General features: G+C 67.0%; 29 protein-coding genes and 1 tRNA gene. 13 read left to right on the plus strand and 17 right to left on the minus strand.

Annotated elements, in window-relative coordinates; all coding sequences use genetic code 11:
* Positions 1-32: 32 nt before the first annotated feature.
* Together thiL and HZF05_RS14710 are read left to right on the plus strand one after the other, a co-directional pair.
* Positions 33-938, plus strand: coding sequence for a thiamine-phosphate kinase (thiL, locus tag HZF05_RS14705; RefSeq protein ID WP_160365329.1), 906 nt, complete (start codon positions 33-35; stop codon positions 936-938).
* 162 nt (positions 939-1,100) lie between these two features.
* Complete coding sequence (locus HZF05_RS14710) at positions 1,101-3,218, plus strand: sodium-translocating pyrophosphatase (protein ID WP_160365330.1); 2,118 nt, start codon at positions 1,101-1,103, stop codon at positions 3,216-3,218.
* Positions 3,219-3,326: 108 nt separating this feature from the next.
* Here HZF05_RS14710 and HZF05_RS14715 read toward each other — a convergent pair whose 3' ends face one another.
* Positions 3,327-3,926, minus strand: a complete 600-nt coding sequence (locus HZF05_RS14715; protein ID WP_160365331.1) for a phosphatase PAP2 family protein — start codon at positions 3,924-3,926, stop codon at positions 3,327-3,329.
* A 73-nt stretch (positions 3,927-3,999) separates the two neighbouring features.
* Here HZF05_RS14715 and HZF05_RS14720 point away from each other — a divergent pair, with 73 nt between their 5' ends.
* Entirely contained in the window at positions 4,000-6,066 is a 2,067-nt protein-coding gene (locus tag HZF05_RS14720; protein ID WP_343046895.1) for a TonB-dependent receptor, read from the plus strand.
* Here HZF05_RS14720 and HZF05_RS14725 read toward each other — a convergent pair.
* From HZF05_RS14725 to HZF05_RS14750, 6 genes are all read right to left on the minus strand, one after another.
* A complete protein-coding gene (locus tag HZF05_RS14725; protein WP_160365332.1) occupies positions 6,063-6,779 on the minus strand; it encodes a sulfate/molybdate ABC transporter ATP-binding protein in 717 nt (238 codons plus the stop codon). The genes HZF05_RS14720 and HZF05_RS14725 overlap by 4 nt on opposite strands.
* Before the next feature lies 1 nt (position 6,780).
* Complete coding sequence (gene cysW / locus HZF05_RS14730; RefSeq protein WP_160365333.1) at positions 6,781-7,617, minus strand: sulfate ABC transporter permease subunit CysW; 837 nt, start codon at positions 7,615-7,617, stop codon at positions 6,781-6,783.
* The gene (gene cysT / locus HZF05_RS14735) at positions 7,614-8,423 is read right to left on the minus strand and encodes a sulfate ABC transporter permease subunit CysT (protein WP_246332025.1); all 810 of its coding nucleotides are present in this window, start codon (positions 8,421-8,423) and stop codon (positions 7,614-7,616) included. The genes cysW and cysT overlap by 4 nt, the downstream gene beginning before the upstream one ends.
* An 80-nt stretch (positions 8,424-8,503) precedes the next feature.
* Positions 8,504-9,943: a porin gene (locus tag HZF05_RS14740; RefSeq protein WP_160365335.1), complete on the minus strand. Its 1,440-nt coding sequence runs from the start codon at positions 9,941-9,943 to the stop codon at positions 8,504-8,506.
* An 81-nt stretch (positions 9,944-10,024) separates the two neighbouring features.
* Positions 10,025-11,053: a sulfate ABC transporter substrate-binding protein gene (locus HZF05_RS14745; protein WP_160365336.1), complete on the minus strand. Its 1,029-nt coding sequence runs from the start codon at positions 11,051-11,053 to the stop codon at positions 10,025-10,027.
* Between the two features lie 109 nt (positions 11,054-11,162).
* Positions 11,163-11,591, minus strand: a complete 429-nt coding sequence (locus HZF05_RS14750; protein ID WP_160365337.1) for an RrF2 family transcriptional regulator — start codon at positions 11,589-11,591, stop codon at positions 11,163-11,165.
* A 174-nt stretch (positions 11,592-11,765) separates the two neighbouring features.
* On the opposite strand from HZF05_RS14750, the gene infA reads away from it, so the two are divergent.
* From infA to HZF05_RS14775, 5 genes are all read left to right on the plus strand, one after another.
* On the plus strand, positions 11,766-12,011 hold the full coding sequence (infA, locus tag HZF05_RS14755; RefSeq protein WP_022685627.1) for a translation initiation factor IF-1: 246 nt from the start codon (positions 11,766-11,768) through the stop codon (positions 12,009-12,011).
* A gap of 18 nt (positions 12,012-12,029) precedes the next feature.
* A complete protein-coding gene (locus tag HZF05_RS14760) occupies positions 12,030-12,602 on the plus strand; it encodes a Maf family protein (protein WP_160365338.1) in 573 nt (190 codons plus the stop codon).
* A complete protein-coding gene (locus tag HZF05_RS14765; RefSeq protein ID WP_160365339.1) occupies positions 12,595-13,551 on the plus strand; it encodes a ribonuclease in 957 nt (318 codons plus the stop codon). The genes HZF05_RS14760 and HZF05_RS14765 overlap by 8 nt, the downstream gene beginning before the upstream one ends.
* The gene (locus HZF05_RS14770) at positions 13,538-13,714 is read left to right on the plus strand and encodes a DNA gyrase inhibitor YacG (RefSeq protein ID WP_181638886.1); all 177 of its coding nucleotides are present in this window, start codon (positions 13,538-13,540) and stop codon (positions 13,712-13,714) included. Before HZF05_RS14765 ends, HZF05_RS14770 begins: the two co-directional genes overlap by 14 nt.
* Before the next feature lie 62 nt (positions 13,715-13,776).
* A tRNA-Phe gene (locus tag HZF05_RS14775) sits at positions 13,777-13,852 on the plus strand.
* Between the two features lie 36 nt (positions 13,853-13,888).
* Here the strand turns inward: HZF05_RS14775 and HZF05_RS14780 are convergent.
* From HZF05_RS14780 to ung, 3 genes are all read right to left on the minus strand, one after another.
* Positions 13,889-14,506: an OmpA family protein gene (locus tag HZF05_RS14780; RefSeq protein ID WP_181638887.1), complete on the minus strand. Its 618-nt coding sequence runs from the start codon at positions 14,504-14,506 to the stop codon at positions 13,889-13,891.
* The gene (locus tag HZF05_RS14785) at positions 14,506-15,117 is read right to left on the minus strand and encodes a hypothetical protein (protein WP_160365340.1); all 612 of its coding nucleotides are present in this window, start codon (positions 15,115-15,117) and stop codon (positions 14,506-14,508) included. The genes HZF05_RS14780 and HZF05_RS14785 overlap by 1 nt, the downstream gene beginning before the upstream one ends.
* A 100-nt stretch (positions 15,118-15,217) precedes the next feature.
* The gene (gene ung / locus HZF05_RS14790; protein WP_160365341.1) at positions 15,218-15,922 is read right to left on the minus strand and encodes a uracil-DNA glycosylase; all 705 of its coding nucleotides are present in this window, start codon (positions 15,920-15,922) and stop codon (positions 15,218-15,220) included.
* Between the two features lie 103 nt (positions 15,923-16,025).
* Here ung and HZF05_RS14795 point away from each other — a divergent pair, with 103 nt between their 5' ends.
* Complete coding sequence (locus HZF05_RS14795) at positions 16,026-16,334, plus strand: hypothetical protein (RefSeq protein WP_181638888.1); 309 nt, start codon at positions 16,026-16,028, stop codon at positions 16,332-16,334.
* 4 nt (positions 16,335-16,338) lie between these two features.
* Here HZF05_RS14795 and recF read toward each other — a convergent pair whose 3' ends face one another.
* A complete protein-coding gene (gene recF, locus HZF05_RS14800; RefSeq protein ID WP_160365343.1) occupies positions 16,339-17,403 on the minus strand; it encodes a DNA replication/repair protein RecF in 1,065 nt (354 codons plus the stop codon).
* A gap of 48 nt (positions 17,404-17,451) precedes the next feature.
* Here recF and HZF05_RS14805 point away from each other — a divergent pair, with 48 nt between their 5' ends.
* Positions 17,452-18,654 carry an MFS transporter gene (locus tag HZF05_RS14805; protein ID WP_160365344.1) on the plus strand — a complete coding sequence of 401 codons (1,203 nt, stop codon included), beginning with the start codon at positions 17,452-17,454 and terminating at the stop codon, positions 18,652-18,654.
* Here HZF05_RS14805 and HZF05_RS14810 read toward each other — a convergent pair.
* The 4 genes from HZF05_RS14810 to HZF05_RS14825 all read right to left on the minus strand — a co-directional run bounded on the left by HZF05_RS14810 (position 18,647) and on the right by HZF05_RS14825 (position 21,384).
* Entirely contained in the window at positions 18,647-19,078 is a 432-nt protein-coding gene (locus HZF05_RS14810; protein ID WP_160365345.1) for a hypothetical protein, read from the minus strand. The two genes, HZF05_RS14805 and HZF05_RS14810, sit on opposite strands and share 8 nt — an antisense overlap.
* A gap of 58 nt (positions 19,079-19,136) precedes the next feature.
* Complete coding sequence (locus HZF05_RS14815) at positions 19,137-19,436, minus strand: hypothetical protein (protein ID WP_160365346.1); 300 nt, start codon at positions 19,434-19,436, stop codon at positions 19,137-19,139.
* Positions 19,437-19,561: 125 nt separating this feature from the next.
* On the minus strand, positions 19,562-20,677 hold the full coding sequence (gene dnaN / locus HZF05_RS14820; protein ID WP_160365347.1) for a DNA polymerase III subunit beta: 1,116 nt from the start codon (positions 20,675-20,677) through the stop codon (positions 19,562-19,564).
* Positions 20,678-20,790: 113 nt separating this feature from the next.
* Positions 20,791-21,384: an outer membrane protein gene (locus tag HZF05_RS14825; RefSeq protein WP_160365348.1), complete on the minus strand. Its 594-nt coding sequence runs from the start codon at positions 21,382-21,384 to the stop codon at positions 20,791-20,793.
* 131 nt (positions 21,385-21,515) lie between these two features.
* Between HZF05_RS14825 and HZF05_RS14830 the strand changes: the two genes are divergently transcribed.
* A complete protein-coding gene (locus tag HZF05_RS14830) occupies positions 21,516-22,034 on the plus strand; it encodes a hypothetical protein (protein ID WP_160365349.1) in 519 nt (172 codons plus the stop codon).
* Here the strand turns inward: HZF05_RS14830 and HZF05_RS14835 are convergent.
* Positions 22,031-22,180 (minus strand): hypothetical protein, encoded by a 150-nt coding sequence (locus tag HZF05_RS14835; RefSeq protein WP_160365350.1) that lies wholly within the window; start codon positions 22,178-22,180, stop codon positions 22,031-22,033. The two genes, HZF05_RS14830 and HZF05_RS14835, sit on opposite strands and share 4 nt — an antisense overlap.
* A 130-nt stretch (positions 22,181-22,310) precedes the next feature.
* Positions 22,311-22,442, minus strand: coding sequence for a hypothetical protein (locus HZF05_RS22170; protein WP_281367522.1), 132 nt, complete (start codon positions 22,440-22,442; stop codon positions 22,311-22,313).
* 97 nt (positions 22,443-22,539) lie between these two features.
* On the opposite strand from HZF05_RS22170, the gene HZF05_RS14840 reads away from it, so the two are divergent.
* Positions 22,540-23,601, plus strand: coding sequence for an FUSC family protein (locus HZF05_RS14840; RefSeq protein WP_160365351.1), 1,062 nt, complete (start codon positions 22,540-22,542; stop codon positions 23,599-23,601).
* Between the two features lie 41 nt (positions 23,602-23,642).
* Entirely contained in the window at positions 23,643-24,863 is a 1,221-nt protein-coding gene (gene rlmN / locus HZF05_RS14845) for a dual-specificity RNA methyltransferase RlmN (RefSeq protein ID WP_246332026.1), read from the plus strand.
* The last annotated feature ends 37 nt before the right edge of the window (positions 24,864-24,900 follow it).

Below are 24,900 nucleotides of genomic sequence, written 5' to 3' on the forward strand. Positions count from 1 at the left end.
GTGCCCGCTTAGGCAACCGTGGAGGAGATATCATGCCCGAAGCGGACTTCATCGAGCGCCTGCGCGCCATCGCCACGCACCCCGCCGCGCGCGGCCTCGCGGACGACGCCGCCGTACTCGGCGATCTCGTCCTCACCCACGACATGATCGTCGAGGGCATCCACTATCTGCCGACCGATCCGCCCGCCGACGTCGCATGGAAGCTGCTGGCAGTGAACCTCTCCGATCTCGCCGCCAAGGGCGCGGAGCCGGAGGGCGTGCTGCTCGGCTATCCGCTGCGCGAGGCCGAATGGGATGTGGCGTTCGCCGACGGACTGGCCGAAGCGCTTCGCCATTTCGGCGTCGCGCTCCTCGGCGGCGATACCGTCTCCGCTCCCAAGGGCGCGCCGCGCATGATCGGGATGACCGCGCTCGGCCGCTCTTCACATGCACCCGATCGTCGCGGAGCGCAGGACGGCGATGGGTTGTGGATGGTCGGTGCGATCGGAGAGGCCGGCGCCGGCCTGATCATCGCGCAGGGGGCGGCAGGGCCGGCGGAATTGCTGATGGCTTATCGGCGCCCGCAACCGCTTTTGGATCACGGCCGCGCGCTGGCAAGCCACGCGAATGCGATGGCTGACGTGTCCGATGGGCTGTTGATAGATGTCAGCCGGATGGCGGCGGCAAGTGGCCTAAGGGCTGAAATTTACCTCGACGCCATACCGCGTTCGGCCGCCCTTACCGCCTTTGCCGGTGATGACCGTGACGCCCGCCTCGCTGCCGTTACGGCTGGTGACGATTATGCACTCATTCTCGCGGCCGACGACTCGCATATCGATGCCGTCGCGGCGATCGGCGCTCATCCGATCGGGCGCTTCACCGCGGGCGACGGCCTCGTGGTGATGGATCGCGACGGGATCGCGCCGCTTCCCGCGAAGCTGGGATACGAGCACGGCTGAATCTTGGGATAGACGGCCGATCACGATTGCCAAAGTGCCGCTTGCCAAGCGGCGATATTGCCGTTCTATTCCGTTAGAGGAAGGCCTTTGCGCCAGCCGACCCCGGCAAACGGGGCAGCGGCGACATCAAAGACGAAGGCCTGTCTTAGGAAGGACTTGCCTATGATCGTCGTCTATGTGGCCATCGCCTGCGGGATATTGGCCGTGCTCTACGGCCTCGTCACCAGCCAGATCCTGTTGCGGCTTCCCGCCGGCAATCCCCGCATGGTCGAGATCGCCGGCGCCATCCAGGAAGGCGCCAAGGCCTATCTCGCGCGCCAGTACACCACCATCGCGATCGTCGGCGTGGTGATGGCGATCATCATCTTCTTCGCGCTGGGCCTCATCTCCGCGATCGGCTTCGTCGCCGGCGCGGTGCTGTCGGGCGTCACCGGCTTCATCGGGATGAACATCTCGGTGCGCGCCAACGTGCGGACGGCGGAGGCCGCGCGCGGATCGTTGCAGGGGGGCCTCACCGCCGCCTTCCAGTCGGGCGCGATCACCGGCATGCTGGTGGCGGGCCTCGGCCTGCTCGCGATCTCGGTGTTCTTCTGGTATCTCGTCGGCCCTGCGCACCATGTGCCGGGCGACCCCAATGACCGCACGATCATCGATGCGCTGGTGGCGCTCTCGTTCGGCGCCTCGCTGATCTCGATCTTCGCGCGTCTGGGCGGCGGCATCTTCACCAAGGCGGCGGATGTCGGCGCCGATCTCGTCGGCAAGGTCGAGGCCGGTATCCCCGAGGACGATCCCCGCAATCCGGCCGTGATCGCCGACAACGTGGGCGACAATGTCGGCGACTGTGCCGGCATGGCGGCCGATCTGTTCGAGACCTATGTCGTCACCCTCGGCGTCACGATGGTGACGATCGCGCTGGCGGCCGCCGGGGCCAGCCCCGACGCGACGCTTCACCTCATGTCGCTGCCCTTGCTCGTCGGCGGCGTGTGCATCGTCACCTCGATCATCGGTACCTTCTTCGTGCGGCTCGGCGGCGGATCGATCATGGGCGCCCTTTACAAGGGCTTCCTGATCTCGGTGGTCCTTTCGATCCCGGCGATCTATTTCGCCACGCAATGGGCGCTGGGCGATCTCCACAGCGCGATCGGCACGACCGTCTCGGGCGCGACGATCACCGGCATGAGCCTGTTCTGGTCGATGCTGGTCGGCCTTGCCGTCACCGGCGCGCTCGTCTGGATCACCGAATATTATACCGGCACCAACTATCGCCCGGTCAAGTCGATCGCCTTTGCCTCGCAGACCGGCCATGGCACCAACGTCATCCAGGGCCTCGCGATCAGCCTCGAGGCGACCGCGCTACCGACGCTCGTGATCGTGATCGCGGTGGTCGTCGCCTACCAGCTCGCCGGCCTGCTCGGCATCGCCTTCGGCGCGACCGCGATGCTGGCGCTCGCTGGCATGGTCGTGGCGCTGGACGCCTACGGCCCCGTCACCGACAATGCCGGCGGCATCGCCGAGATGGCGCATCTGGAGGACGAGGTTCGCCAGCGCACCGACGCGCTCGATGCGGTGGGCAACACCACCAAGGCGGTGACCAAGGGCTATGCGATCGGTTCGGCGGGCCTCGCCGCACTGGTGCTATTCGGTGCCTACACGACCGACCTCAAGACCTTCTTCCCGAACCTCACCGTCGATTTCTCGCTGGGCAACCCCTACGTGATCGTCGGGCTGCTGCTGGGCGCGCTGCTGCCCTATCTGTTCGGCGCCTTCGGCATGACCGCCGTCGGCCGCGCGGCCGGCGCGGTGGTGGAAGAGGTGCGCGCCCAGTTCCGCGACAATCCCGGTATCATGGAAGGGACGGCGCGCCCGAATTACGCCCGGACCGTCGATCTCGTGACCCGCGCGGCGATCCGCGAGATGATCATCCCCTCGCTACTGCCGGTGCTGGCGCCGATCGTGGTGTTCTTCGTCATCCGCGCGGTGGCGGGGCCGGAGAACGGCTTCGCGGCGCTCGGCGCGCTGCTGCTCGGCGTGATCGTCTCAGGCCTGTTCGTGGCGCTCTCGATGACCTCGGGCGGTGGTGCTTGGGACAATGCCAAGAAGTATATCGAGGACGGCAATTACGGCGGCAAGGGGTCGGAGGCCCACAAGGCCGCCGTCACCGGCGACACGGTGGGCGATCCCTATAAGGACACCGCTGGGCCGGCGGTGAACCCGATGATCAAGATCACCAACATCGTGGCGCTGCTGCTGCTGGCGGCGCTGGCCAGCCACGGGGGCTAAACTATTTGCCCTCTCCCGCTTGCGGGAGAGGGAGGGACCCCGCCGCGCAGCGGTGGGGAGGGTGAGGGTCTATTTGGATCTTTCACCCAGCTTTCAAAAAGAAGACCCTCACCCCACCCTCTCCTGCGAAGGCGGGAGAGGGCTTTTCTGTGGCGCCCAACGCACCGCCGCCCCGACCCACAGCAGCCCGAAACCCCACCCCGCCAACACGTCGCTCGGCCAGTGGACGCCGAGCGCCACACGGCTCCAGCCGATCGCAACTGCGGCGAACAGCGCTGCGATCCATCCCGCCGTCCGCCCCCACAGCATCGACAGCGCCACGCAGGTCATCATCGTCCCCGCGCTGTGCGAGCTCGGGAAACTCCACGACGTCACCCACTCCAGCCGATCCGCGATGGGCGGGCGCGGGCGCTGGACGAGCAGCTTCACGCCTTCCACCAGTAGCCGCCCGCTCATGATCGTCAGCACCAGCCACAGCGCCTCCCCGCCCCGCCTCCGCCAGAACAGCCCGCCCGCCGCGAGCAGCGCCACCGGCCCCATCACCAGCAATCCGCCGAGCGAGGTGAACCATAGCGCCTGCCGCACGGCCCAGCTCCGACGGTCGAGCAGCGCGACATGATGGATGGCAAGGTCGACCGGATGCGCCGCCCACAGCAGCAACCCGAGTGACAGCAGCACGAAGCCGGCGAACGGGAGGCGACGATCCATATGTCTCCGATGCCACGGCACCGACCCAAGGGACAATGATGCGCGACAGAAACCACCGGCTATGCCATCGGCCATGACCATGCGCCGCCTCGCCCCGCTCCTCCTCGCTGCCGTCTCGGCCCCGGCTTTCGCCCAATCGCTCCCGTCGGAGATTGTCGTGACGGGTGCGAGCCTGCCGCAATCGCCCGGCGACGCCGCCTATGACGTCGCCACGATCGATCGCGACCGGTTGCAGGACGTCGCCAGTGGGCGGCTGGAGGACGTGCTGCGCGACGTCGCCGGCTTCGCCCAGTTCCGCCGCTCGGATTCGCGCTCGGCCCAGCCGACCAGCCAGGGCGCGACCTTGCGCGGGCTCGGCGGCAACGCCTCGTCTCGCGCGCTGGTGACGCTGGACGGCGTGCCGTTCACCGATCCGTTCGGCGGCTGGCTGAGCTACGACGCGATCGATCCGGAGCGGCTCGGCCTGGTACGCGTCACGCGCGGCGGCGGATCGGGCGCGTTCGGCCCCGGTGCGCTCGCCGGCACGATCGAGCTTTCCAGCGCCGGGCCGCGTCAGCTGGCGCCGGTGTGGGCGGATGCCGCCTATGGCAGCCGCAATTCGGTCGATGCCCATGCCGGCGTTTCCAGCACGATGGGCGGCGGCTATGGCTTCCTTTCGGCCAGCTACGCGCGCGGGGACGGCTTCGTGCCGATCGTGAAGGAGGATCGCGGCCCCGTCGACGAGCCTGCACCCTATCGCCAGTTCAGCCTCTCCGGTCGTGCCGTCTTCCCCATATGGGGATCGAGCGAGCTGCAGGCGTCCGGCCTGCTCTTCACCGATCACCGCACACGCGGCACGCCCTTCCAGCCCAGCGACACGAAGGGTGCGGATGCCAGCCTCCGCCTCGTCGGCCACGGCCCGTGGGGCTACGAGGCACTGGCCTACATCCAGATGCGCGGATTCTCGGCGGGCTTCGCCTCGATCAATGCGGCGCGGACGGTGGCAACCCAGACCTTGGACCAATATAGCGTGCCGTCGACCGGCCTCGGCGGCCGCTTCGAGATCCGGCCGCCGACCGGCGAGCATATCCAGCTGCGAGCCGGCGCGGACACACGCTACGTCACAGGCCAGACCGACGAGCTCTACATGTATGTCGCCGGCGACCCCGCCAATCACCGTGAGGCGGGCGGGCGCGAGCTGACCGTCGGCGGTTTCGCAGAGGCCAGCGCCGAACCGGTCGACAGCCTGACGCTGACCGCAGGCGGCCGGATCGACCGCTGGCGAATCATGGATGGCTTCCTCCACCAGGCGAGCTTCGCGGGCGGCCCGCTGGCGAGCAGCCGCGAATATCCCGACCGCTCCGGCTGGCGGCCGACGGGGCGCGGCGGCATCGCCTGGAAGCCGGGCGACGGCGCGATCACGCTGCGCGGCGCCGCCTATCTCGGCTGGCGCCTGCCGACACTCAACGAGCTCTATAGGCCCTATCGCGTCGGCCAGGATTCGACCGTCGCCAACGCGGCACTCGCGCCCGAGCGCCTGCGCGGCCTCGATGCGGGGGTGGACTATGATCCGCTGCCCAACCTCCATTTCGCAGCCACCGTTTTCACCAACCGGCTCGCGGACGCGATCGGCAACGTGACCATCACTGGCACGGCGCGAAACGCGCTCTGCCCCGGTCTCGCCGCGACCGGCCACTGCCTGGAGCGCGAGAACCTGAATGCGGTCGATTCGAAGGGTGTCGAGCTGGATGCCCGCCTGACGATCCGCGATTGGCGACTGTCGGCCTCCTACGCCTACACCGATGCCCATGTCCGATCGGACACCCCGATCGACGGCCTCAGGCCCGCGCAGACCGCGAAGCATTCCGCCTCCGCCACGCTCGGCTGGGCGCCGCGCTTCGCCGATCTCGCGGCGACCGTGCGCTACATCGGACCGCAGTTCGAGGACGACCAGAACACCGAGACGCTGAAGGGCGCGGTGACGCTGGATGCCAGCGCGCTGGTGCCGATCACCCACGGCTTCGCGATCGAGCTGCGTGGCGAGAACGTCACCAACACTCGGGTGGAGGCGGGCATCTCCGGCGCCGACGTCGTCGAGCGCGCGACGCCTAGGACGCTGTGGGTGGGCTTCCGGTTCGGGGAAGCGAAGAAGGGGGCCTAGATCACGAAATCGTGCACGAACGGCGTCGCGGGATTCTGCTCGACCTGCTTCGGCGTATCGTATTGCTCGATCTTGCCCTGCGACAAGATCGCCACCTTGTCGGCGAGCGCGAAGGCCTCCTCGCGGTCGTGGGTGACGAAGATCGAGGTGAGGCCCACCCGATCGTGGATCTCGCGCAGGGCCACGCGCAATTCGCGACGCACCTTGGCGTCGAGCGCGCCAAACGGCTCGTCCAGCAACAAGATGGCGGGATCGCGTGCCAGTGCGCGGGCCAGCGCCACGCGTTGCCGCTGACCGCCCGACAGCTGCGAGGGGAAGCGCTTGCCGAGATCGGGCAGCTGCACGAGATCGAGCAGTTCCTGCACCCGTTCCGCAATCGCCGCCTTCTTCGGGCGCGCCTTGCCCTTCATCACGGTGAGGCCGAAGGCGATGTTCTCGGCCACCGTCATATGGCGGAACAGGGCATAATGCTGGAAGACGAAGCCGATCCGGCGATCCTGCACCGATCGATCGGTCACGTCCTCGCCGCCGAACAGGATATGGCCCGAATCCGCCGTCTCCAGCCCGGCGATGATCCGGAGCAAAGTCGTCTTGCCCGATCCCGAGGGGCCGAGCAGCGCGACGAAGCTGCCATCGGCGATCTCCAAGCTTACGCCGTTCAGCGCCGAGCTGGTATCGAAGGTCTTGGTGATCTGGTCGATCGTGATGGTCATCTCAGTGTCCCGACGCCGAGAGCTGGTCGGCGTAGCGCCATTCGAGCAGCGCCTTCACGCCGAGCGTCACCAGCGCGAGACCGGCGAGCAGCGAGGCGACCGCGAAGGCGGCGGTGAAATCATACTCGTTGTAGAGCACTTCGACGTGCAGCGGCATGGTGTTGGTCAGGCCCCTTATGTGCCCCGACACCACCGACACCGCGCCGAACTCGCCCATCGCGCGCGCATTGGTCAGCAGTACGCCGTAGAGCAGGCCCCAGCGGATGTTGGGCAGCGTCACGTGCCAGAATGTCTGGAAGCCGCCGGCGCCCAGCGTCAGCGCGGCCTCTTCCTCGGCGCGGCCCTGGGCGGTCATCAGCGGGATCAACTCGCGCGCCACGAAGGGGAAGGTGACGAAGCTCGTCGCGATCACGATCGCCGGCACCGCGAACATGATGCGGATGCCATGTGCCATCAGGAACGGCCCGAACCAGCCATTGGCGCCGAACAGCAGCACGAACATCAGCCCCGCCACCACCGGCGAAACCGAGAAGGGCAGATCGATCAGGTTGATCAGCAGCTGGCGCCCGCGGAACTCGTGCTTGGTGATCGCCCAGGCGGCGGCCATGCCGAACACACTGTTGAACGGCACCACGATCGCGGCGGTGATCAGGGTGAGCTTGATCGAGGCCCAGGCGTCCGGCTCGACGAGCGCGGCGACGAAATAGCTCCAGCCCTTGGCAAAGGCCTGGCTGAACACCGCGACCAGCGGCAGGAAGATGATCAGCGCCAGCCACAGGAAAGCGATGCCGATCAGCAACGCGCGAATGGACGCGGGCTCGGTGGTCGCCTTCCTCATTGGCCGGTGCTCCGCCACTTGCGCTCGCGCGCCTGGATGGCGTTGATCGCCGCCAGCATCAGGAAGGAGACGACCAGCATCACTGCCGCGATCGCCGTCGCCCCCTCATAATCGAACTGCTCGAGCTGGGTGACGATCAGCAGCGGCGCGATCTCGGACTGAAAGGGCATGTTGCCGGCGATGAAGATCACCGAGCCATACTCGCCCACCCCGCGCGCGAAGGCGAGCGCGAAGCCGGTCAGCAGCGCCGGCATGATCTCGGGCAGCAGCACGCGGCGGAAGATCGTGATCCGGCCGGCACCCAGAGTCGCCGCCGCTTCCTCGATGTCCTTGCCGAGATCGGCCAGCACCGGCTCGATCGTTCGGACCACGAAGGGCAGGCCAATGAAGATCATTGCCACCACCACGCCGGCCGGCGTGTAGGCGATCTTGATGCCGGCCTTCGCCAGCTCGGCGCCGACGAGGCCGGTGTTCGAATAGATGGCGGTGAGCGCGATGCCCGCGACCGCCGTCGGCAGCGCGAAGGGCAGGTCGACCAGCGCGCTCACCAGCCGCTTGCCGGGGAAGGAATAGCGCACCAGCACCCACGCGATCAGCGTCCCGAATACGCCGTTGACCGCCGCCGCGCCGAAAGCCGCGCCGAAACTCAGCCGATAGGCGGCGAGTGCGCGCGGGCTGAACGCCACCTCGGCGAAGTGCGAGGGACCAAGGCTCATCGATCGGATTACCACCGCCGCCATCGGCAGCAGGACAAGCAGACCCAGCCACAGGAGCGTCATGCCGAGTGTCAGCCCGAGCCCGGGCATCGCCGATCGCGCCCGTTTGCGCCGGCTCCCCCTGCCCATATTGTTTTTGGGGGGGGCAAGGAGAGCCGGCGCGCTGGTCATCAGAAGTCGAGGTGCAGCCTCGTCGCGAAGGCATCGCCCTTCGCGGTGGTGCCGTTGATCGCGACGGGAGCCGCGACGAGCGGGGAATTCTGCCCCTCGAAGCGGATATAGTTGAACATCAGCTTCACGTTCCCCGTCAGGTACCAGTTCACCGCGCCCGTCCACGCATGGCCGTCGCGATCCAGCGGCGACAGATCATGCTCGGTCAGATTGAGGCGGTCGTAGCGCAGCGCCAGCTCGATGGCACCCCAGTTTCCCTTGGAGGGGTCAAAGGGACGGATGGGCTTGACCCGATCGATCAGCCCACCCTTGAACTGCCGCGATTCGCCGGTGAGGAACAGGCTGCCGAAGGCATAGAAGCCGTCGAAATTCAGATCAGACGACCCGGCGATGCGGTTCAGGTGCATGTGGCTGTATTCGCCCTGCACAGAGAATGGCCCGTACACGGCGGCCCCTTCCAGCCCGTAGAAGGTGGCGTCCTTGATGTTGGAGATGCCGCCGGTCGAGACGAGATAGCCGCCGTCGACGCGCACGTTGGGGCGATCCTGCAGCGTCACCTTGCCCTGATCGAGATCCTTCACATGATAGGCCGACGCGCCGAGGTGGATCAGGTGGCGCGGATCGTTGATCGGCTCGACCGTGACGCGGCCGTTATAGCCCCACACCTCGTCCGGCGAGGCGGCATCGCGGTCGACCGCCTCGCCCGCGCCGTAAATGCCGGCGGTCGCCGTCAGCCAGGGGTTGGCGTAGGCGAAGGTGGCGCCGACACGGCGCTCGCCGCCCACCTGCCCGAAGGCGGTGTTGGCCATGCCGCGTTCGAGGAATTCATTGAACGCGTCCGAGCTGTCCGCCTCCAGGCCCGCCGGCACCTTGAGCTGGCCGAGCGTGAAGGTGAAGTTCTTGACGCCGGTATAAGCGACATAGGCGTCGAGCAGATTGGCCTTGTTGTCGACCCACTCGCCCTCGATGCGCCAGGCGAACTGCTTGTAGGCGGTGCCGTCGAAGCCGAAGCGGCCGCGACGGATCGAGGTGCCGTTGTTGTAATCGTAGCCGCCCTTGCGCTCGTTGAAGCCGGCATAGTCGACTTCCAGCATGCCGCGCGGCTTGAAACTGAAATTGCCGTCGGGCGAGGTGAATTGCGGCACGAGGCCGTTCCACGCCACCTGCGTCTGCGGCTTGGGCGCGGGAGCGGGTGGAGGCGGAGGAGGCGCGGCGGCGGCCACCGCGGTGGTCACCTGCGACGGGATGTTGGCGACGGTTGCCTGTTCCTGGTCAAGTTGCTGGTGCAGCGTGGCATTCTCCGCCTCCAGCGCATCGACCTTGGCTTCAAGCGCGTTGAGCCGCGCGAGTATCGCGGCGTTGGAGACCGGCTTGGCGGCAAGCGCCGGGGTTGCGGCGAGCGCCACGAAGGACGCCCCGCCGAGCAGCAGGATTCGCATGTTTGAGCCCCTTTATCATTATCGGTCGCGGGCCGCGCTTCCGGCCCGCGACGTTCGTCGTATATCGCTAGATATAACGCATCAATGCTTTGCGGCGGCGAAGATCTGGTCGAACGATCCGCCGTCGGCGAAGTGCGCGGCCTGCGCCTTCGCCCAGCCGCCGAAGTTGCGATCGATGGTGAAGAGCTGCAGTTTCGGGAACTTGCTGGCGTACTGCTTGGCCACCACGGGATCGATCGGGCGATAATAGTCCTTGGCGATGATCTGCTGCGCGGGCCGCGTGTAGAGATACTGGAGGTAAGCGGTCGCCACCGTCCGTGTGCCGTGCTGGTCGACATTCTTGTCGACGAGTGAAACCGGCGGCTCGGCGCGGATCGAGACCGAGGGCACCACGATGTCGAACTTGCCCTGGCCGAGCTGGTTGACCGCCAGGAACGCCTCGTTCTCCCAGGCGAGCAGTACGTCGCCCTGCCCGCGCTCGACGAAGGTCGTTGTCGATCCGCGCGCGCCGGAATCCAGCACCGGCACGTTACGCAGCAGCTTGGTCATGTAGTCGCGGACCTTGGCCTGATCGCCATGATAGGTCTTGGTCGCGTAGCCCCAGGCCGCCAGATAGTTCCAGCGCGCGCCTCCGCTCGTCTTGGGGTTGGGCGTGATTACCTGCACGCCCGGCTTGACCAGATCGCTCCAATCCTTGATGCCCTTGGGGTTACCCTTGCGGACAAGGAACACGATCGTGGAGTAATAAGGCGTCGAGCGATCGGGCAGTCGGGTCTGCCAGTTGGTGGGCAACAGCTGCGCCTTGGATGCGATCGAATCGATGTCGTAGGCGAGCGCCAGCGTCACCACGTCGGCGGGCGATCCTTCGATGACGGACCGCGCCTGCGCGCCGGACCCGCCGTGCGACTGGCGGATGGTGACATCCTGCCCCGTCTTGGCCTTCCAGTCCTTGACGAAGGCAGCGTTGATATCCTCGTAGAGCTCGCGCGTGGGATCATAGCTGACATTGAGCAAAGCGACCGGCGCGGGCGCGGCTTGCGCAGCGGATGAGGCGATCGGGCCGACAATCAGCGACGCTGCGAGGCCGGCAAGAATCAGACGGCGGTTCATGGGCACTCCCTCCCTGTGGATGGGTGGGACGCTATTTCCTATTCCCCTACTCGGAAATAGTAGAAAACTTCATCAGTGCCAAGAACCGCTTTACGGAGTTCCGGTTCCTTCAGGCCGCCAGCGTCTCGATCGCGGCCGCGTCGGCCAGCGTCGTGCCGGAAAGGATGCGGTCCGCCTCCACCCGCACCTGCGCCATTACCTTGCGGATCGCGCAGGTCGCCTCGTCGTGGCAATCCCCGCAGCGCGCGTAGAAATTGAGGCTGGCGCACGGTACCAATGCCAGCGGGCCGTCCATCAGGCGGATCACCTCGGCAAAGCTGATCTGTGCCGGCGCACGCGCGAGCACATAGCCACCGCCGGGTCCGCGCCGCGAAGCCACCATGCCCGCTTTCTTGAGATCGAGCAGGATCAGCTCCAGATACTTGCGCGGCACCTGCTGGGTGGCGGCGATATCGGCGACCTGCACCGACCGGCCGGGTTCGGCCTCGGCGAGATAGAGCAGCGCACGCAGCGCATAGCGGGTCTTCTGGGCAAGCATGACGGCACCGCCTTATTCCCCAGCAGCTTGCTGGGCAATGAAGCAGATCGTCGAAAAGGCGAATTCGTCTTGACGCGACGGAACGACCGCCCCGCGCGACACTTTCCTTATCGCGCGCCAGCGGCTATGGGCGCGGCCACGTTCAGCTATGCGTATGACGACACAAGAGGATTGATGGCGAAAGAAGAACTGCTCGAGATGCGCGGCCAGGTGGTGGAGCTCCTGCCCAACGCCATGTTCCGCGTGCGGCTCGAAAACGATCACGAGATTCTGGGCCACACCGCCGGCAAGATGCGCAAGAACCGCATCCGCGTGCTGGTCGGCGACGAGGTACTCGTCGAGCTGACGCCCTACGATCTCACCAAGGGTCGCATCACCTACCGCTTCATGCCCGGCCGCGGCGGCCCCGGCCCCTCCTGATCCCGTATCGGGGGCGCCATGACCTTCGTGCTCGCCTCCGCCAGTCCGCGCCGGCTGGAGCTTCTGGCTCGCCTCGGCGTGGTGCCGGATGAGGTCGATCCCGCCGACGTCGACGAGAGTCCGCGCCGCCTCGAACTGCCGCTGCCCCATGCGCGGCGGCTGGCGGCGGAGAAGGCCGCGGTGGTCGCCGCGCGGCATCCGGGTGCAATGGTGCTCGCCTCCGACACGGTCGTCGCCTGCGGGCGTCGCATCCTGCCAAAGGCCGAGGACGAGCACACCGCGCGCCAGTGCCTCACATTGCTCTCCGGCCGCCGCCACCGCGTCCATTCGACTGTCACGCTGATTGACGCCGAAGGCCGCGCCCGCCATCGCGAATCGACCAGCGTGCTCGCGTTCAAGCGCCTCTCTCCGGAGGAACTGGACACCTATGTCGCCGGCGGCGAATGGCACGGCAAGGCGGGCGGCTACGCCATCCAAGGCTATGCCGAGAGCTTCATAAAGACGCTTGCCGGCAGCCATTCGGGCGTGATGGGTCTGCCTCTGTTCGAGACGCGCGCGCTGCTCGTCGCCGCCGGGGTTCGGCTTGGCTGAATGGATTCTCGATCAGGGGATCGGCGAGCATCGCGCCGCCCTGATCGATGGCGACGATATTCTCGAAGCGGCGATCGACCGGCTCGATGACCGCCTGCGCGTCGGTGCGGTGGTGACGGCGAAGCTCGGCGAACGTATCGGCAGCGGAGCGTGGCTTTCCACGGCGCGGGGCGATGCCGTGATCGAAGCGGTGCCGCGCGGGCTGTCGCAGGGACGCTCGCTGCTGGTCGAGATCGTCCGCGAGGCGATCCCCGAGCCCGGTCGTCTCAAGCCTCCTCGTGCCCGTGTCAGCGACGCGACGGAGGAACGCCCTGCGCCGACGCTGGTGGAGCGCTTTCCGGACGCGCACATTCTCTCCCCCCACGAGCCCGATCGTCTGGAGCAGGCCGGCTGGTCCGAGCTGATCGAGCAGGCCGAAACCGGCGAGATCGATTTTGCGGGCGGCGCGCTCCGCCTCTCCCCCACGCCCGCCATGGCGCTGTTCGACGTCGACGGCGCGCTGCCCCCGGCCGAGCTCGCCATCCTCGGCGCGCGGGCTGCGGCGCGGTCGGTGCGGCGCCTCGCCATCGGCGGATCGATCGGCGTCGACTTGCCGACCCTCGGTTCCAAGGCGGAGCGTGCCGCCGCCGCGCAGGCGATCGACGACGTCCTGCTGCAGCCCTTCGAGCGTACCGCGGTCAACGGTTTCGGTTTCGTCCAGATCGTCCGCCCGCGTCCGCGCGCCTCCATTCCCGAGCTGGTCCGCGCCGATCCGGCGCTCGCCGCCGCGCTGGCGCTCCTGCGCCGCGCCGCGCGCGGCCACGGCCCGCGCACGCTCGTCGCCGCGCCGCCCGTGATCGACCGTATGGGCACCGGCTGGTTGGAGCAACTCGCGCGGCGCACCGGCGGCACGATCGGCTTGCGGGCGGACCCGGCGCTCGCCATATCGGCCGCGCATGTCGAGCCCTGATCCCATCCGCAAGGCGGAAGCGTGCCCCGTCTGCGGCAAGCCTGTCGCCGCCGCCCACGCCCCCTTCTGCAGCCAGGGCTGCCGTGATCGCGACCTGCTGCAATGGCTGGGCGAAGGCTACCGCGTCCCCGGCCCCCGCGTCGAAACCGACGAGCAGGAATAGGGGCTGGACAGGCGGCGCGGCCTGCCTCTATAGGCGCCGCTCGCTTCGCTTCGGATGCGAATGCCCGGGTAGCTCAGTTGGTAGAGCACGTGACTGAAAATCACGGTGTCGGCGGTTCGACTCCGTCCCCGGGCACCATTTGGCTTGGCCGGATCCGGTGCCATCCTTGCTTACTCATTGCCCCGGCCCAGGCCCGAACGTGATTTCCACCCGGCGGTTCATCGGCTGGCGAACCCCGTCCGCCGTCTGCACGAGCAGGTGGGTTTCTCCGAAGGCTTGGGTCGTCATGGCCGCGTCGGGCACGCCCTTGGCGGAGAGGTAAGCCTTCACCGAATCCGCCCGGCGCTGCGAGAGGCCCATATTGTAGCCGGCCGGGCCGGACGTGTCGGTGAAGCCGGCGAGCGCGATCGATACACTACCGGTCTGGCTGAACGCCGCCGCGGCATTGTCGAGGATAGACGCCGCCTCGGGCGTGATGTCCGCGTTGTCCCAGTCGAAGAAGACGATGAACGGCCCGGCTGCGGGCGCCGGCGGCGGAGGAGGAGGAGGTGGTGGTGGTGGTGGTGGCGGCGGAGGGGGTGGGGCGGGCGGAACCGGGTCAGGGCAGCCAGCCGAGCTCCCGTGAACGATACCGGAAAAAAAGCAGTGCCAGAAACCGCTGCTCTGGCGGCAGGACGCTCCACAGTCGGAACCCGCAGGCTGGCGGGAGCTGGAAAGCGCCGGAGCAGGATTTGCCAGTATCGCCACCGTCGCGACGCCGAGCATCAGCGAACCGCCAAGCCGTATCCGCATCACACCTTCCCCCCGTAAAGGATGCTCATAACCAGCGGTCCGAACACGACGACGCTGTCCACTACTAGGCACGTCAGGAAAACCACCGCGGCCGCTGAGATGCTCTTGCCCTTTTGAAGCCCGCAATAGCGGCGAAACTTGGCCGGCATGTAGGCCGCAATGATGGTCAATTGGGCAGACATGTTGACGATCGGCGGCAGATATCTGAATTCGAGATTGAAAAAAGCGAGCCCCCGGCAGAATAGATAGCCGAGCGCACCCGCATAGGCCCCGCACAGGAACGCGATCGGCATCACGCGGAAGGTGACTAGCAAACCATGATCGCGCGTCGCTCTCATAAGCCTGAGCGTGATTTCGACGAGGATGCCGATCGTTACCCAGAATACGGCCTCAACGAGCGCGCGATCGATCCACTGGATATCGGCCGAGCGGATGTCCGATATGAACCTGTCCTGGAGCGTCACGCCGAGGATCAGGTAGATCAATCCTCCCGTGAAGACCTGCTCGAATGTCCACCGCTGCGCGCTATCTCTTTTGAAGAATGCAAGAAAAGCTTCGCCATGCATCTTGGCGTAGGACTTGATGAGATCGAGCGCGGCTGACAGATCCACCGAAGCCCCCCGACTTGATGCCTACATCCTCAGTGTAGATGAAATTCTATTCATGTCACGGAAGAAAATGAAACGAAACCGGATCGATCTCCGCTCGCACTCAAGCCGCCGGGAGAGACCAGTCGATCGGCTCGCGGCCACGCGCTTTCAGAAAGGCGTTGGCCTTCGAGAAATGCCGGCAACCCAGAAAACCGTTGTGCGCCGAGAGCGGTGAAGGGTGCGCCGACTTGAGCACCAGATGGCGCCCGCCCTGCTCCACCGTCTTCACGAAACCGGCTTTCTTCTGCGCGTAGCTGCCCCACAGCAGGAAAACGACCGGCTCCTCCTTCTGCGCAACGAGACGGATCACGGCGTCGGTGAACGTCTCCCAACCGCGATCGCGGTGCGAGGCAGCGAGGCCTTGCTCCACCGTGAGCACGGAGTTGAGCAGCAGCACGCCCTGCTTTGCCCAATGTTCGAGGAAACCGTGGCCGGGCCGCGCGATGCCGAGATCGTCGTGCAACTCCTTGTAGATGTTTACGAGGCTGGGCGGCGGGCGGACGCCGGGCTGGACGGAGAAGCACAGGCCGTGCGCCTGGCCGGGGCCATGATAGGGGTCCTGCCCCAGGATCACGACGCGCACCTGATCGAGCGGGGTGAGATCGAGCGCGCGGAACCATTCGCCGCCCCTGGGGAAGATACGCTTGCCGGCCGCCTTCTCAGCGACGAGGAACTGGCGGAGCGCGGCCATGTAGGGGCTGGCGAACTCGCCCGCGAGCGGTGCACGCCAACTCTCGTGGAGCTTCACCTGTCCCGCGTCCGCCATCGTTCACCTCCGCCTCGGGGCAGGCTTTGCGCGGCGCGGTGGGGACTCGTCAACCGGGCGGCATCTGTTAGGCTGGCGGCTCCTCGTTTGCGGGAGAATCGTGATGGGAATGCTCGACGGACTGCTCGGCCAGATCGGCAGCAATGTGGATATCGAGAACCTCGCCACCAAGATCGGCCTGCCCGCCGACAAGGTGGAAGAAGCGGTGCATGCGCTGGGCGTCGCCCATCCGCAGGAAGGCGACACGGCGGAGATCGCCGCGCAACAGACCGGCCTGCCGACCGACACGCTCAACCAGATCATCGGCCATATCGGCGGCGAGGGCAGTCTCGCGGAATTCTCCAACATCCTGCACAGCGATGCGGGATCGGGGATCATGGGCAAGCTCGGCGGCCTGTTCGGCGGCAACTGAGCCTTCAGGCGTCCGTCACCCGGCCGGCGCGCACGGTCAGCCGGGTGGCGGCGCCGATCCCTTCGAACAGGGCCTGCTCGGTGCCGGTCATCCAGACCTGACCGCCGGTCGCCGCCAGCCGCTCGAACAGGGCTGCGCGGCGGATCGGATCGAGATGCGCGGCCACCTCGTCCAGCAGCAATAATGGCGGACGTCCGACACGCTCAGCGACGAGATCGGCATGGGCGAGCGTGATCCCAAGCAGGAGCGCCTTCTGCTCGCCGGTGGAGCAGCGATCGGCAGGCTGACGCTTGCCGAGATGGGTCACGGCGAGATCGGTGCGGTGCGGGCCGGCGAGCGCCCGACCCGCCGCAGTATCACGACCACGCGACATGCGCAGTTCCCCTGCCAGATCGATGCCGCGCCAGCCCTCCAACGCGAGCCCGGCCCGGGCGAAAGGGCCCTCGGGCTGATCGGCCAGGCGCCCGGCCAGAGCCGCGACGGTACGTTCACGCGCGATCGCGATCGCCTCGCCATGCTCGCTCATGCCGACCTCGAGTGCCGAGAGCCACATCGGATCAGCGCCCTCAGGCCCTGCCAGCAGCTTGTTCCTCGCACGCATCGCCGCCTCATATCGGGCGCTGTGGTGGCCGTGGCCCGGCTCCAGGGCGAGAACCAACCGGTCGAGGAAACGCCGCCGTCCGCTCGCGCCTTCGGTGAACAGGCGGTCCATCGCCGGAGTGAGCCACAGCACCGACAGCCATTCGGAGAGCGACGTGGCCGATGCCCCCGCCCCGTTGATCCGCACCTGCCGCCGCTCGGGGGCTGTCGCCGTCGTGCCGGTGCCGATCTCGACATCGCCCGCCAGCCGCGCCGCCACCGCGAAACCGCCCGGCCCGTCGCTGCGCGCCATTTCGAACAAGGTTGCGCCGCGCAGGCCGCGTCCCGGCGAGAGCAGCGACAGCGCCTCCAGCGCGTTGGTCTTGCCCGCGCCATTCTCGCCGGTCAGCACCACGAAGCCGGGCGCGGCGTCGATCGTCGCGGCATCGTAGGAGCGGAAATCGGTGAGGATCAGGCGGGTGACGGACATGCCCGACCCGTCTATGCCAGCACGACGCGCAGGAACAGGGAGAGCCGAATGCTCGCGGAACTCAGGACGCTCGATCGCAGCCAGTGGAGCGCGGTGATCGCCAGTTTCCTAGGCTGGACGCTAGATGCGTTCGATTTCTTCCTGATGGTGTTCATGGTCAAGGCCATCGCTGCCGAGTTCGGCACGGATGCCAAGACGGTGAGCTGGGCGGTGACGCTGACGCTCGCCGCGCGGCCGTTCGGCGCGCTATTATTCGGCTGGCTCGCCGACAAGTTCGGCCGGCGGCCGATACTGATGATCGACATTCTGCTCTTCTCCGTTTTCGAATTCGCCTCGGCCTTCGCGCCGAGCCTGGTGACGCTAATCGTCATTCGCACCCTGTTCGGCTTCGCGATGGGCGGCGAGTGGGGAATCGGTGCCAGCCTCGTCATGGAATCGGTGCCGGCCAAGACGCGCGGGATCATCTCCGGACTGCTGCAGGAAGGCTACGCCTGTGGCTATCTGCTCGCCGCCGTGGTCTATTATTTCCTGTTCGACGCGATCGGCTGGCGTGGCATGTTCATGGTCGGAATCATCCCGGCGTTGCTGGTGGTGGTGATCCGTATCTGGGTGAAGGAGAGCCCCGCCTTCGAGGAGGCGCGCCACAAGGCCGATCGTCCCGATCCTTTCGCGCTGCTGATCAAGCATTGGAAGACGGCGCTCTACGTCGTCGTGCTGATGGCCGCGTTCAACTTCTTCAGCCACGGCTCGCAGGACGTCTATCCGCTTTTCCTGCAGACCGAGCACAAGTTCGACACGCACACCGTCGGGCTGGTAACCGCGATCATGAACGTCGGCGCGATCACCGGGGGGCTGATCTTCGGGGCCATGTCCGATCGCTTCAGCCGCCGCTGGGCGATCATCGTCGCCGCTCTGCTTGCACTGCCGATCATCCCGCTCTGGGCGTTCAGCCACACGGCGGCGATGCTGGCGGTGGGCGCATTCCTGATGCAGGTGGCGGTGCAGGGCGCGTGGGGTGTGGTGCCCGTCCACATCAATGAGCTGGCGCCGGACGGTGCGCGCGGGATGTTTCCGGGCTTCGCCTACCAGGCGGGAAATTTCATCGCCTCGATCAACCTGCGCCTGCAGACCGGGATCGCCGAGACCTCCAGCTATTCGCACGCCATGGGCCTCGTCATCGGCGTGACGGCGGTGGTGCTGGCGGTGTGGACCTTCGTGGGGCCGGAAAGGAAGGGCGTCGAGCTCAGGTAGGGCGCTTCTTCAGGCGCTGGGCGTTGGCGGTGACGGTCGTGTGGAACGGCTTCAGCATTTCGCCCGGCAGCGCGACCAGCGCGGCCGCGATCGCAACGTTGCGCTCGGCAATGTCGAACCAAGCGGCCGGACCGATCCACGGCGCCTCAAGCGCACGAGTCTGTCCGCCTAATGCCGAGCGCAGGCGCGCGCCGCTGCGCGATCGGGCAGAGCGACCGGCGGCGGCAACCTTTTCGGATACCATCAGGCCGAGCTCGTGACCGTCCGCCGTCCAGGGCGAGGCCATCGCGCTGGCGATGATCGGCATGCGCGCCGCAATGACCGACTGCGAATGAGCAGCGGTCTCCGCGAAGGCGACGGCCGTCCGCGCCAGCTCGAACGGAGCGGTCCAGAGGCTGAGCCAATCGGACGTTCGATGAACCATGACAAGCTCCTCCATTGTGCAACGCAACAACGGAGGGCGGCCCGATTGGCTCCTTCGATCAGCAGCCGTTGCGGCGATTCTGCGCGGCGTCGTGCTTCTTGTCGAGATGACGGCCGAGCAAGCCGCCGCCGATCACACCAGCTGCGATGCCGACCGGGCCGGCGCCCAGCGCAGCCGCGCCGAGCCCGCCGCCACCCGCACCGACGAGCAGGCCGGTGGTACCTTTGCTGCGCTTGCAGCGATAGTGATAGTGGCGGTCATGCCCATGATAATAATGGGCGGCCATCACCGGCGCGGGTACCGCCACCGGGGTGGCGACGGCGGCGGCGAGCGCGGCGATCAGGAACTTGCGGGTCATATGTTCGACTCCCAGGATATCTGCGACGATCCGCAGCTTAATCCAGAGCCGGCATCTTGGTTCCGTTACGCTGGCATAACGCTGAACGCGCCATGCAACCCCCGTTCAGCTTGAACGCCCGCGTCCTACACCCGCATCGGCATCAGCACGTAGAGTGCCGGCGCCTTCTCGCCCTCGCGGATCAGCGTCGGAGCGGCGGCATCGGCAAGGTGGACCTCCACCTCGTCGCCCTCGATCTGACCGAGAATGTCCATCAGATAGCGGGCGTTGAAGCCTATATCGAAACCCAGCGACGCATAGAGGCCGGGCACCTCTTCCGCCGCCGTGCCGTTCTCGGGCGAGGTGACCGACAGCGTGATCTTGTCGCGATCGAGCGTCATCTTCACCGCGCGCGTCTTCTCGGACGCGATGGTGGCGACGCGGTCGACGCCCTCCATGAAGCTCTTCGGGTCGATCTTGAGCAGCTTGTCGTTGCCCGTCGGGATGACGCGCGAATAGTCGGGGAAGGTGCCGTCGATCAGCTTCGAGGTCAGGATGGCGGTGCCGAGGCCGAAGCGGATCTTGGTGCCGGAGAGCGATACCTCGACCGAGCCGTCGACTTCGTCGAGCAGCTTGCGGAGCTCGCCGACGCACTTCCGGGGGATGATGACACCCGGCATGCCGGCCGCACCCTCGGGCTGCGGCACCGTTACGCGTGCGAGGCGGTGGCCGTCGGTGGCGGCCGCCTTGAGCACCGCGCCGTCCGCCTCGTCGGCGGCGTGGACGTAGATGCCGTTCAGATAATAACGCGTCTCCTCGGTGGAGATCGCGAAGCGGGTCTTGTCGATGATCTGGCGCAACGTCGCGGCAGGCAGGTCGAATTTCGTCGGCAGGTCGCCCTCGGCGATCACCGGGAAGTCGTCGCGCGGCAGCGTCGCGAGGTTGAAGCGCGCGCGGCCGGCGGTCACCAGCATCTTACCCTCGGCGGCCGAGAGCTGGACCTGCGAGCCTTCGGGCAGCTTGCGCGCGATCTCGAACAAGGTGTGGGCCGAAACCGTCGTGGCACCCGCGACATCGACCGCCGCATCGATCGTCTCGACGATCTGCAGATCGAGGTCGGTCGCCATCAGCTTCAGGCCACCGCCGGCCGCCGCCTCGATCAGCACGTTGGACAGGATCGGGATGGTGTTGCGCCGCTCCACCACGGACTGGACGTGGCTCAGCCCCTTGAGAAGCGTTGCACGCTCGATCGTCGCCTTCATTCCGTCCCCGCTTAAGCGCTGATTGGAGGACGGTTATAGCGTGGCAGTCGCGTTAAGGAAGGGGCCGGACGTCGTCGCCCGGCCCCTCTTTGTCGGATTCTGTGGACAGTGGCTCAGAAGCGCACGCCGAAGCCGCCGACCAGCTGGTTGCGGGTGAAACCCTGCTCGTAGTTCGAGTAGCGATACTCGGCCTTGAGGAAGGTGTTGCGGGTCAGGCCATACTCGCCGCCCACACCGAGGCGCACGCCGTCGAGATTGTCGTGGGCGAGCGTGAACTGGCCGTCGCCGTCATTCTCGGTGAGCTTCACGCGGGCGTTGGTGTAGCCGGCGCTGGCGTAGAGCAGGCCGCGACCGCCGGCCACCACCTTGCCGACGCGGCCGCCGACATAGAGATCGCGCGCTGCCTTGGCACAGAAGCGCGGATCTTCGGCGGTCTTGGCGCCGTAGCAGCTCTTGTTGTTCGAACCGGAGACCTCGCCGTCGATGCCGACGCGGATGCCGTTGCCCATCGCGACGTCGTAGCCGCCACCGATGCCGTACATGAAATCGTTGCTGTGGCCGTGGTTGCGGATGTCGTCCCAGCCGGCAAGGCCATCGACATGGACGCCCGTGAACGGCGCGGCGCCATCCTGCGCGGCGGCCGGCGCGGCCACGGCGGCGAGGGCGAGCGGAGCCGCCAGCAGGGCGGCGAAAGCGAAGCGACGCATACAAATACTCCTTGCTCAGACGCTCCGGCTTGTGGATGCCGGTGGCGTGGGGCGGCGCCTCTGGGCCTCGCCACCTGAACCTTGGATAAACCGAAGCGGGCATGTTGTGCGGGTGCAACAGAGGGAAAGAGATGCGGCGCCAAAGGGTTGAAATCCTGGGTGCTGCCCTATGCGCTGCGCTGCTTCCGGCTGTCGCCACGGCCGCGACGGACCGCACGGCGATCGCGATCTTCCGTACCTGGGGCGCCTTTCGCGAAGGATCGGCGGACGCGCCGTCGCGCTGCTACGCGATCACCGAGCCGCCGCCGAACAGTGCCAATGCCGGCCACGACGCTTTCGCCTCGGTGGCAAGTTGGCCGGGCAAGCGCATCCGCGCCCAGCTCGCGATCCGGCTGAGTCATCCGACGCGCGACGGATCGGCCGTGACGCTCAGCATCGGCAATGTCGCATTCCCGCTGATCGTACGTGGACAGGATGCATGGGCGCACGACCGGCGACAGGATGCGGCGATCGTCTCGGCGATGCGATCGGGCAGCTCGATGAGCGTCAGCGCGGTCGGCGCGAACGGCAATCCCTTCGCCGACGGCTACCGCCTGAGGGGCGCGGCGAGCGCGATCGACGCGGCATCGCTGGCATGCCCGATGCGCTAGAGTTCCACCCGTCCGTTGCGGCGCTCCAGCTCGTCGACCACGCGCCAGACCAGCTTGGAATCCTCCATGGCCAGCGCTTCGTCCAGCGCTTTCCAAAGCTCGTCGTCGGTCATGCGCGCAAGTTCGAGGCGGCGATCGAAATACACGGGTGCGATGCTCCAACGGGGAACGATCGCAGCATATAGTCGGCGCGCTGTACGGCGCCAGAACGGACCGATTCAGGTCATGGCATTTCCGAGTCGGTTCGGCGAAATCCGTTAAGCTTCGTTAACGATTTCAACGCCCTTGCTTGGCGCGATCGAGTGCCACCAGCATCGCCAGGAAGTCGCGCGGCAGCGCCTGGCCGACCGGCTGGGCAAAGGCCCGCTGCAGGCTCGCGGTGACGATCGAGGCGTTCGGCTGTTCCATGCTGATCCCGGTTACGACCGGAAGCCCGAACGGTTTAGCCGGACATTGGTCGAGCCGCGGCCTTTCCATGGTCGGACGGCTCTGCCAGTGAACGGCGATGGACCGCATCGATGCGCGCACGATCGACGAGACCGAGGTGGTCGCCTCGGTGCTGCTGGCGATCCTGTTCGCGCACCTGCTTCATGCCGCGAACGTCTCCTGGGCGGCCTTCTCGGGCTACATGGTGATGCGGGGCCATGCCGCCGAGACGGTGGTGCGCGGCGTCCTGCGCATCGCCGGCACCGTGACCGGTGGCCTGCTCGCTCTGGTAGCGACGCCGTGGCTGCTGCCGTTCTGGCCGGCGCAGGCGATCGCGCTGGCATTCGTCTGCACCATCTGCCTCTATGGCGCGATCACGGCGAAGCGGGCCTATGCCTGGCTGTTCTTCGGCCTCACCTTCGTGATGGTGGTGCTCGACAAGGTGGAGCATCCCGCCCGTCCGCTGCTCGGCTTCGTCGAGACAAGGGTGCTCGAAGTGGTGGCCGGCACCGTCGCCTGCGTGATCGTCAGCCTCGCCTCCACGCTCACGCTCCGCCGCCGCTGGCCGGCGACACGCGCGAAACCCCTCGAAGGCGGCTGGCACCCGCCCGCGCTGCGCCACGCCGCACAGGGCGCCGTGGCGCTCGTGCTGCTAAGCGGCCTCAGCCGGTTTCTCGAGCTGCCCGCGCTGGCCCAGAGCGCGATCACGATCATGGCGGTGATGCTGGTGCCGATCACCAGCCTCGGCGCGACCGGTTTCGGCCTGGTCAACCGTCGCATCCTCTATCGCTTCGTCGGATGCGGCGCCGGCGCGGCGCTCGCAGCCCTCTTCCTGTTCGTGGCGCAGGGATCGCCGCCCATCCTGATCGTCGGCACGATCCTCGGCGTCGCGATCGGCCGGCATATCGAAAATAGCGGAAGGTCGATCGCCTATGTCGGCACCCAGTTCGTGCTGGCGATCCTGATCATCCTGGTGCCGGACAGCTATGCGCAGGCCAATCTGACGCCAGCCTGGGAGCGTCTGGCGGGCATCTTCATCGGTATGGCGGTGCTGGAACCGGTGCTGCTGATCTGGCACCTCGCCGACCCCAAACGCCCGAAGAAGGCCGAGCCGGAGGCCGGCACGCTCGGCGACCTCTGAACCGCTGGAAAAATCGCGCCATTTCCCTTATGTGCGCGGCCATGCAGACCGCCCCGAACCTCATGCCGATTCCCGGCCACGTCGATCCCGTGCCCGTGCCGCGCGAGGCTCCGATGCAAACCGATGGCCGCAAGAGCCTCGTCGGGCTCACCCGCGAACAGATCCGCGCCGAGCTGGAAGCCGCCGGGATGGAGTCCAAGCAGGCCAAGCTGCGCGCTAAGCAGCTATGGCACTGGATCTACAATCGCGGCGCCACGGCGTTCGAGACGATGACGGACATCGCCAAGGCGCAGCACCCCTGGCTCGCCGAGCGCTTCACCGTCGAGCGGCCGCAGGTGGTCGAGGCGCAGGTCTCCACCGACGGCACGCGCAAATGGCTGCTGCGCACAGCCCCGGATTCTTCCGGCGCCGGCCACGATTTCGAGATGGTGTTCATCCCGGACGCCGATCGCGGCACGCTCTGCGTGTCCTCGCAGGTCGGCTGCACGCTCAACTGCCGCTTCTGCCACACCGGCACGATGCGCCTCGTCCGCAACCTGACGCCCGGCGAGATCGTCGGACAGGTGATGCTGGCGCGCGACAGCCTCGGCGAATGGCCGAGCCAGCCCGAGGGGCGGATGCTCACCAACATCGTGATGATGGGCATGGGCGAGCCGCTCTACAATTTCGACGCGGTGCGCGATGCGCTGGCGATCGTGATGGACGGCGACGGCCTCGCCTTGTCCAAGCGGCGCATCACCTTGTCCACCTCGGGCGTCGTCCCGATGATGGAGCGCGCCGGCAAGGAGATCGGCGTCAACCTCGCGGTGTCGCTCCACGCCGTCACCAAGGAAGTGCGCGACGAGATCGTGCCGATCAACCGGAAGTACGGCATCGACGAGTTGCTGCAGGCCTGTGCCGACTATCCCGGCGCCAATAACGCCCGGCGCATCACCTTCGAGTACGTGATGCTCAGAGACAAGAACGACAGCGACGAGGATGCGCGCGAACTCGTCAGGCTGATCCGCAAGTACAAGTTGCCTGCCAAGGTGAACCTGATCCCGTTCAATCCCTGGCCCGGCGCGGTGTACGAATGCTCGACGCCGGAACGCATCCGCAGCTTCTCGAGCATCGTGTTCGAGGCGGGTATCTCGGCCCCGATCCGCACGCCCCGCGGGCGCGACATTGATGCGGCGTGCGGCCAGCTCAAGACCTCGGCCGAGAAGCGCTCGCGCGCCGAGCTGGACCGGCTGGCGGAGGAAAAGCAGGCGGCGCTGGGTTGACCTTGAAAAGGCCCCATTCGGCGGACTAACAGTCCCG

Origin of the sequence: Sphingomonas chungangi (genome assembly GCF_013778325.1) — a bacterium.
Taxonomy (GTDB): domain Bacteria; phylum Pseudomonadota; class Alphaproteobacteria; order Sphingomonadales; family Sphingomonadaceae; genus Solisphingomonas; species Solisphingomonas chungangi.

What these genes read in the sequence shown, in the direction of transcription:
- thiL (WP_160365329.1), top strand. Translation starts at nt 33, where the DNA reads ATGCCCGAAGCGGACTTCATCGAGCGCCTGCGCGCCATCGCCACGCAC.
- HZF05_RS14710 (WP_160365330.1), top strand. Translation starts at nt 1,101, where the DNA reads ATGATCGTCGTCTATGTGGCCATCGCCTGCGGGATATTGGCCGTGCTC.
- HZF05_RS14715 (WP_160365331.1), bottom strand. Translation starts at nt 3,926, where the DNA reads ATGGATCGTCGCCTCCCGTTCGCCGGCTTCGTGCTGCTGTCACTCGGG.
- HZF05_RS14720 (WP_343046895.1), top strand. Translation starts at nt 4,000, where the DNA reads ATGACCATGCGCCGCCTCGCCCCGCTCCTCCTCGCTGCCGTCTCGGCC.
- HZF05_RS14725 (WP_160365332.1), bottom strand. Translation starts at nt 6,779, where the DNA reads ATGACCATCACGATCGACCAGATCACCAAGACCTTCGATACCAGCTCG.
- cysW (WP_160365333.1), bottom strand. Translation starts at nt 7,617, where the DNA reads ATGAGGAAGGCGACCACCGAGCCCGCGTCCATTCGCGCGTTGCTGATC.
- cysT (WP_246332025.1), bottom strand. Translation starts at nt 8,423, where the DNA reads ATGCCCGGGCTCGGGCTGACACTCGGCATGACGCTCCTGTGGCTGGGT.
- HZF05_RS14740 (WP_160365335.1), bottom strand. Translation starts at nt 9,943, where the DNA reads ATGCGAATCCTGCTGCTCGGCGGGGCGTCCTTCGTGGCGCTCGCCGCA.
- HZF05_RS14745 (WP_160365336.1), bottom strand. Translation starts at nt 11,053, where the DNA reads ATGAACCGCCGTCTGATTCTTGCCGGCCTCGCAGCGTCGCTGATTGTC.
- HZF05_RS14750 (WP_160365337.1), bottom strand. Translation starts at nt 11,591, where the DNA reads ATGCTTGCCCAGAAGACCCGCTATGCGCTGCGTGCGCTGCTCTATCTC.
- infA (WP_022685627.1), top strand. Translation starts at nt 11,766, where the DNA reads ATGGCGAAAGAAGAACTGCTCGAGATGCGCGGCCAGGTGGTGGAGCTC.
- HZF05_RS14760 (WP_160365338.1), top strand. Translation starts at nt 12,030, where the DNA reads ATGACCTTCGTGCTCGCCTCCGCCAGTCCGCGCCGGCTGGAGCTTCTG.
- HZF05_RS14770 (WP_181638886.1), top strand. Translation starts at nt 13,538, where the DNA reads ATGTCGAGCCCTGATCCCATCCGCAAGGCGGAAGCGTGCCCCGTCTGC.
- HZF05_RS14780 (WP_181638887.1), bottom strand. Translation starts at nt 14,506, where the DNA reads ATGCGGATACGGCTTGGCGGTTCGCTGATGCTCGGCGTCGCGACGGTG.
- ung (WP_160365341.1), bottom strand. Translation starts at nt 15,922, where the DNA reads ATGGCGGACGCGGGACAGGTGAAGCTCCACGAGAGTTGGCGTGCACCG.
- HZF05_RS14795 (WP_181638888.1), top strand. Translation starts at nt 16,026, where the DNA reads ATGGGAATGCTCGACGGACTGCTCGGCCAGATCGGCAGCAATGTGGAT.
- recF (WP_160365343.1), bottom strand. Translation starts at nt 17,403, where the DNA reads ATGTCCGTCACCCGCCTGATCCTCACCGATTTCCGCTCCTACGATGCC.
- HZF05_RS14805 (WP_160365344.1), top strand. Translation starts at nt 17,452, where the DNA reads ATGCTCGCGGAACTCAGGACGCTCGATCGCAGCCAGTGGAGCGCGGTG.
- HZF05_RS14810 (WP_160365345.1), bottom strand. Translation starts at nt 19,078, where the DNA reads ATGGTTCATCGAACGTCCGATTGGCTCAGCCTCTGGACCGCTCCGTTC.
- HZF05_RS14815 (WP_160365346.1), bottom strand. Translation starts at nt 19,436, where the DNA reads ATGACCCGCAAGTTCCTGATCGCCGCGCTCGCCGCCGCCGTCGCCACC.
- dnaN (WP_160365347.1), bottom strand. Translation starts at nt 20,677, where the DNA reads ATGAAGGCGACGATCGAGCGTGCAACGCTTCTCAAGGGGCTGAGCCAC.
- HZF05_RS14825 (WP_160365348.1), bottom strand. Translation starts at nt 21,384, where the DNA reads ATGCGTCGCTTCGCTTTCGCCGCCCTGCTGGCGGCTCCGCTCGCCCTC.
- HZF05_RS14830 (WP_160365349.1), top strand. Translation starts at nt 21,516, where the DNA reads ATGCGGCGCCAAAGGGTTGAAATCCTGGGTGCTGCCCTATGCGCTGCG.
- HZF05_RS22170 (WP_281367522.1), bottom strand. Translation starts at nt 22,442, where the DNA reads ATGGAACAGCCGAACGCCTCGATCGTCACCGCGAGCCTGCAGCGGGCC.
- HZF05_RS14840 (WP_160365351.1), top strand. Translation starts at nt 22,540, where the DNA reads ATGGACCGCATCGATGCGCGCACGATCGACGAGACCGAGGTGGTCGCC.
- rlmN (WP_246332026.1), top strand. Translation starts at nt 23,643, where the DNA reads ATGCAGACCGCCCCGAACCTCATGCCGATTCCCGGCCACGTCGATCCC.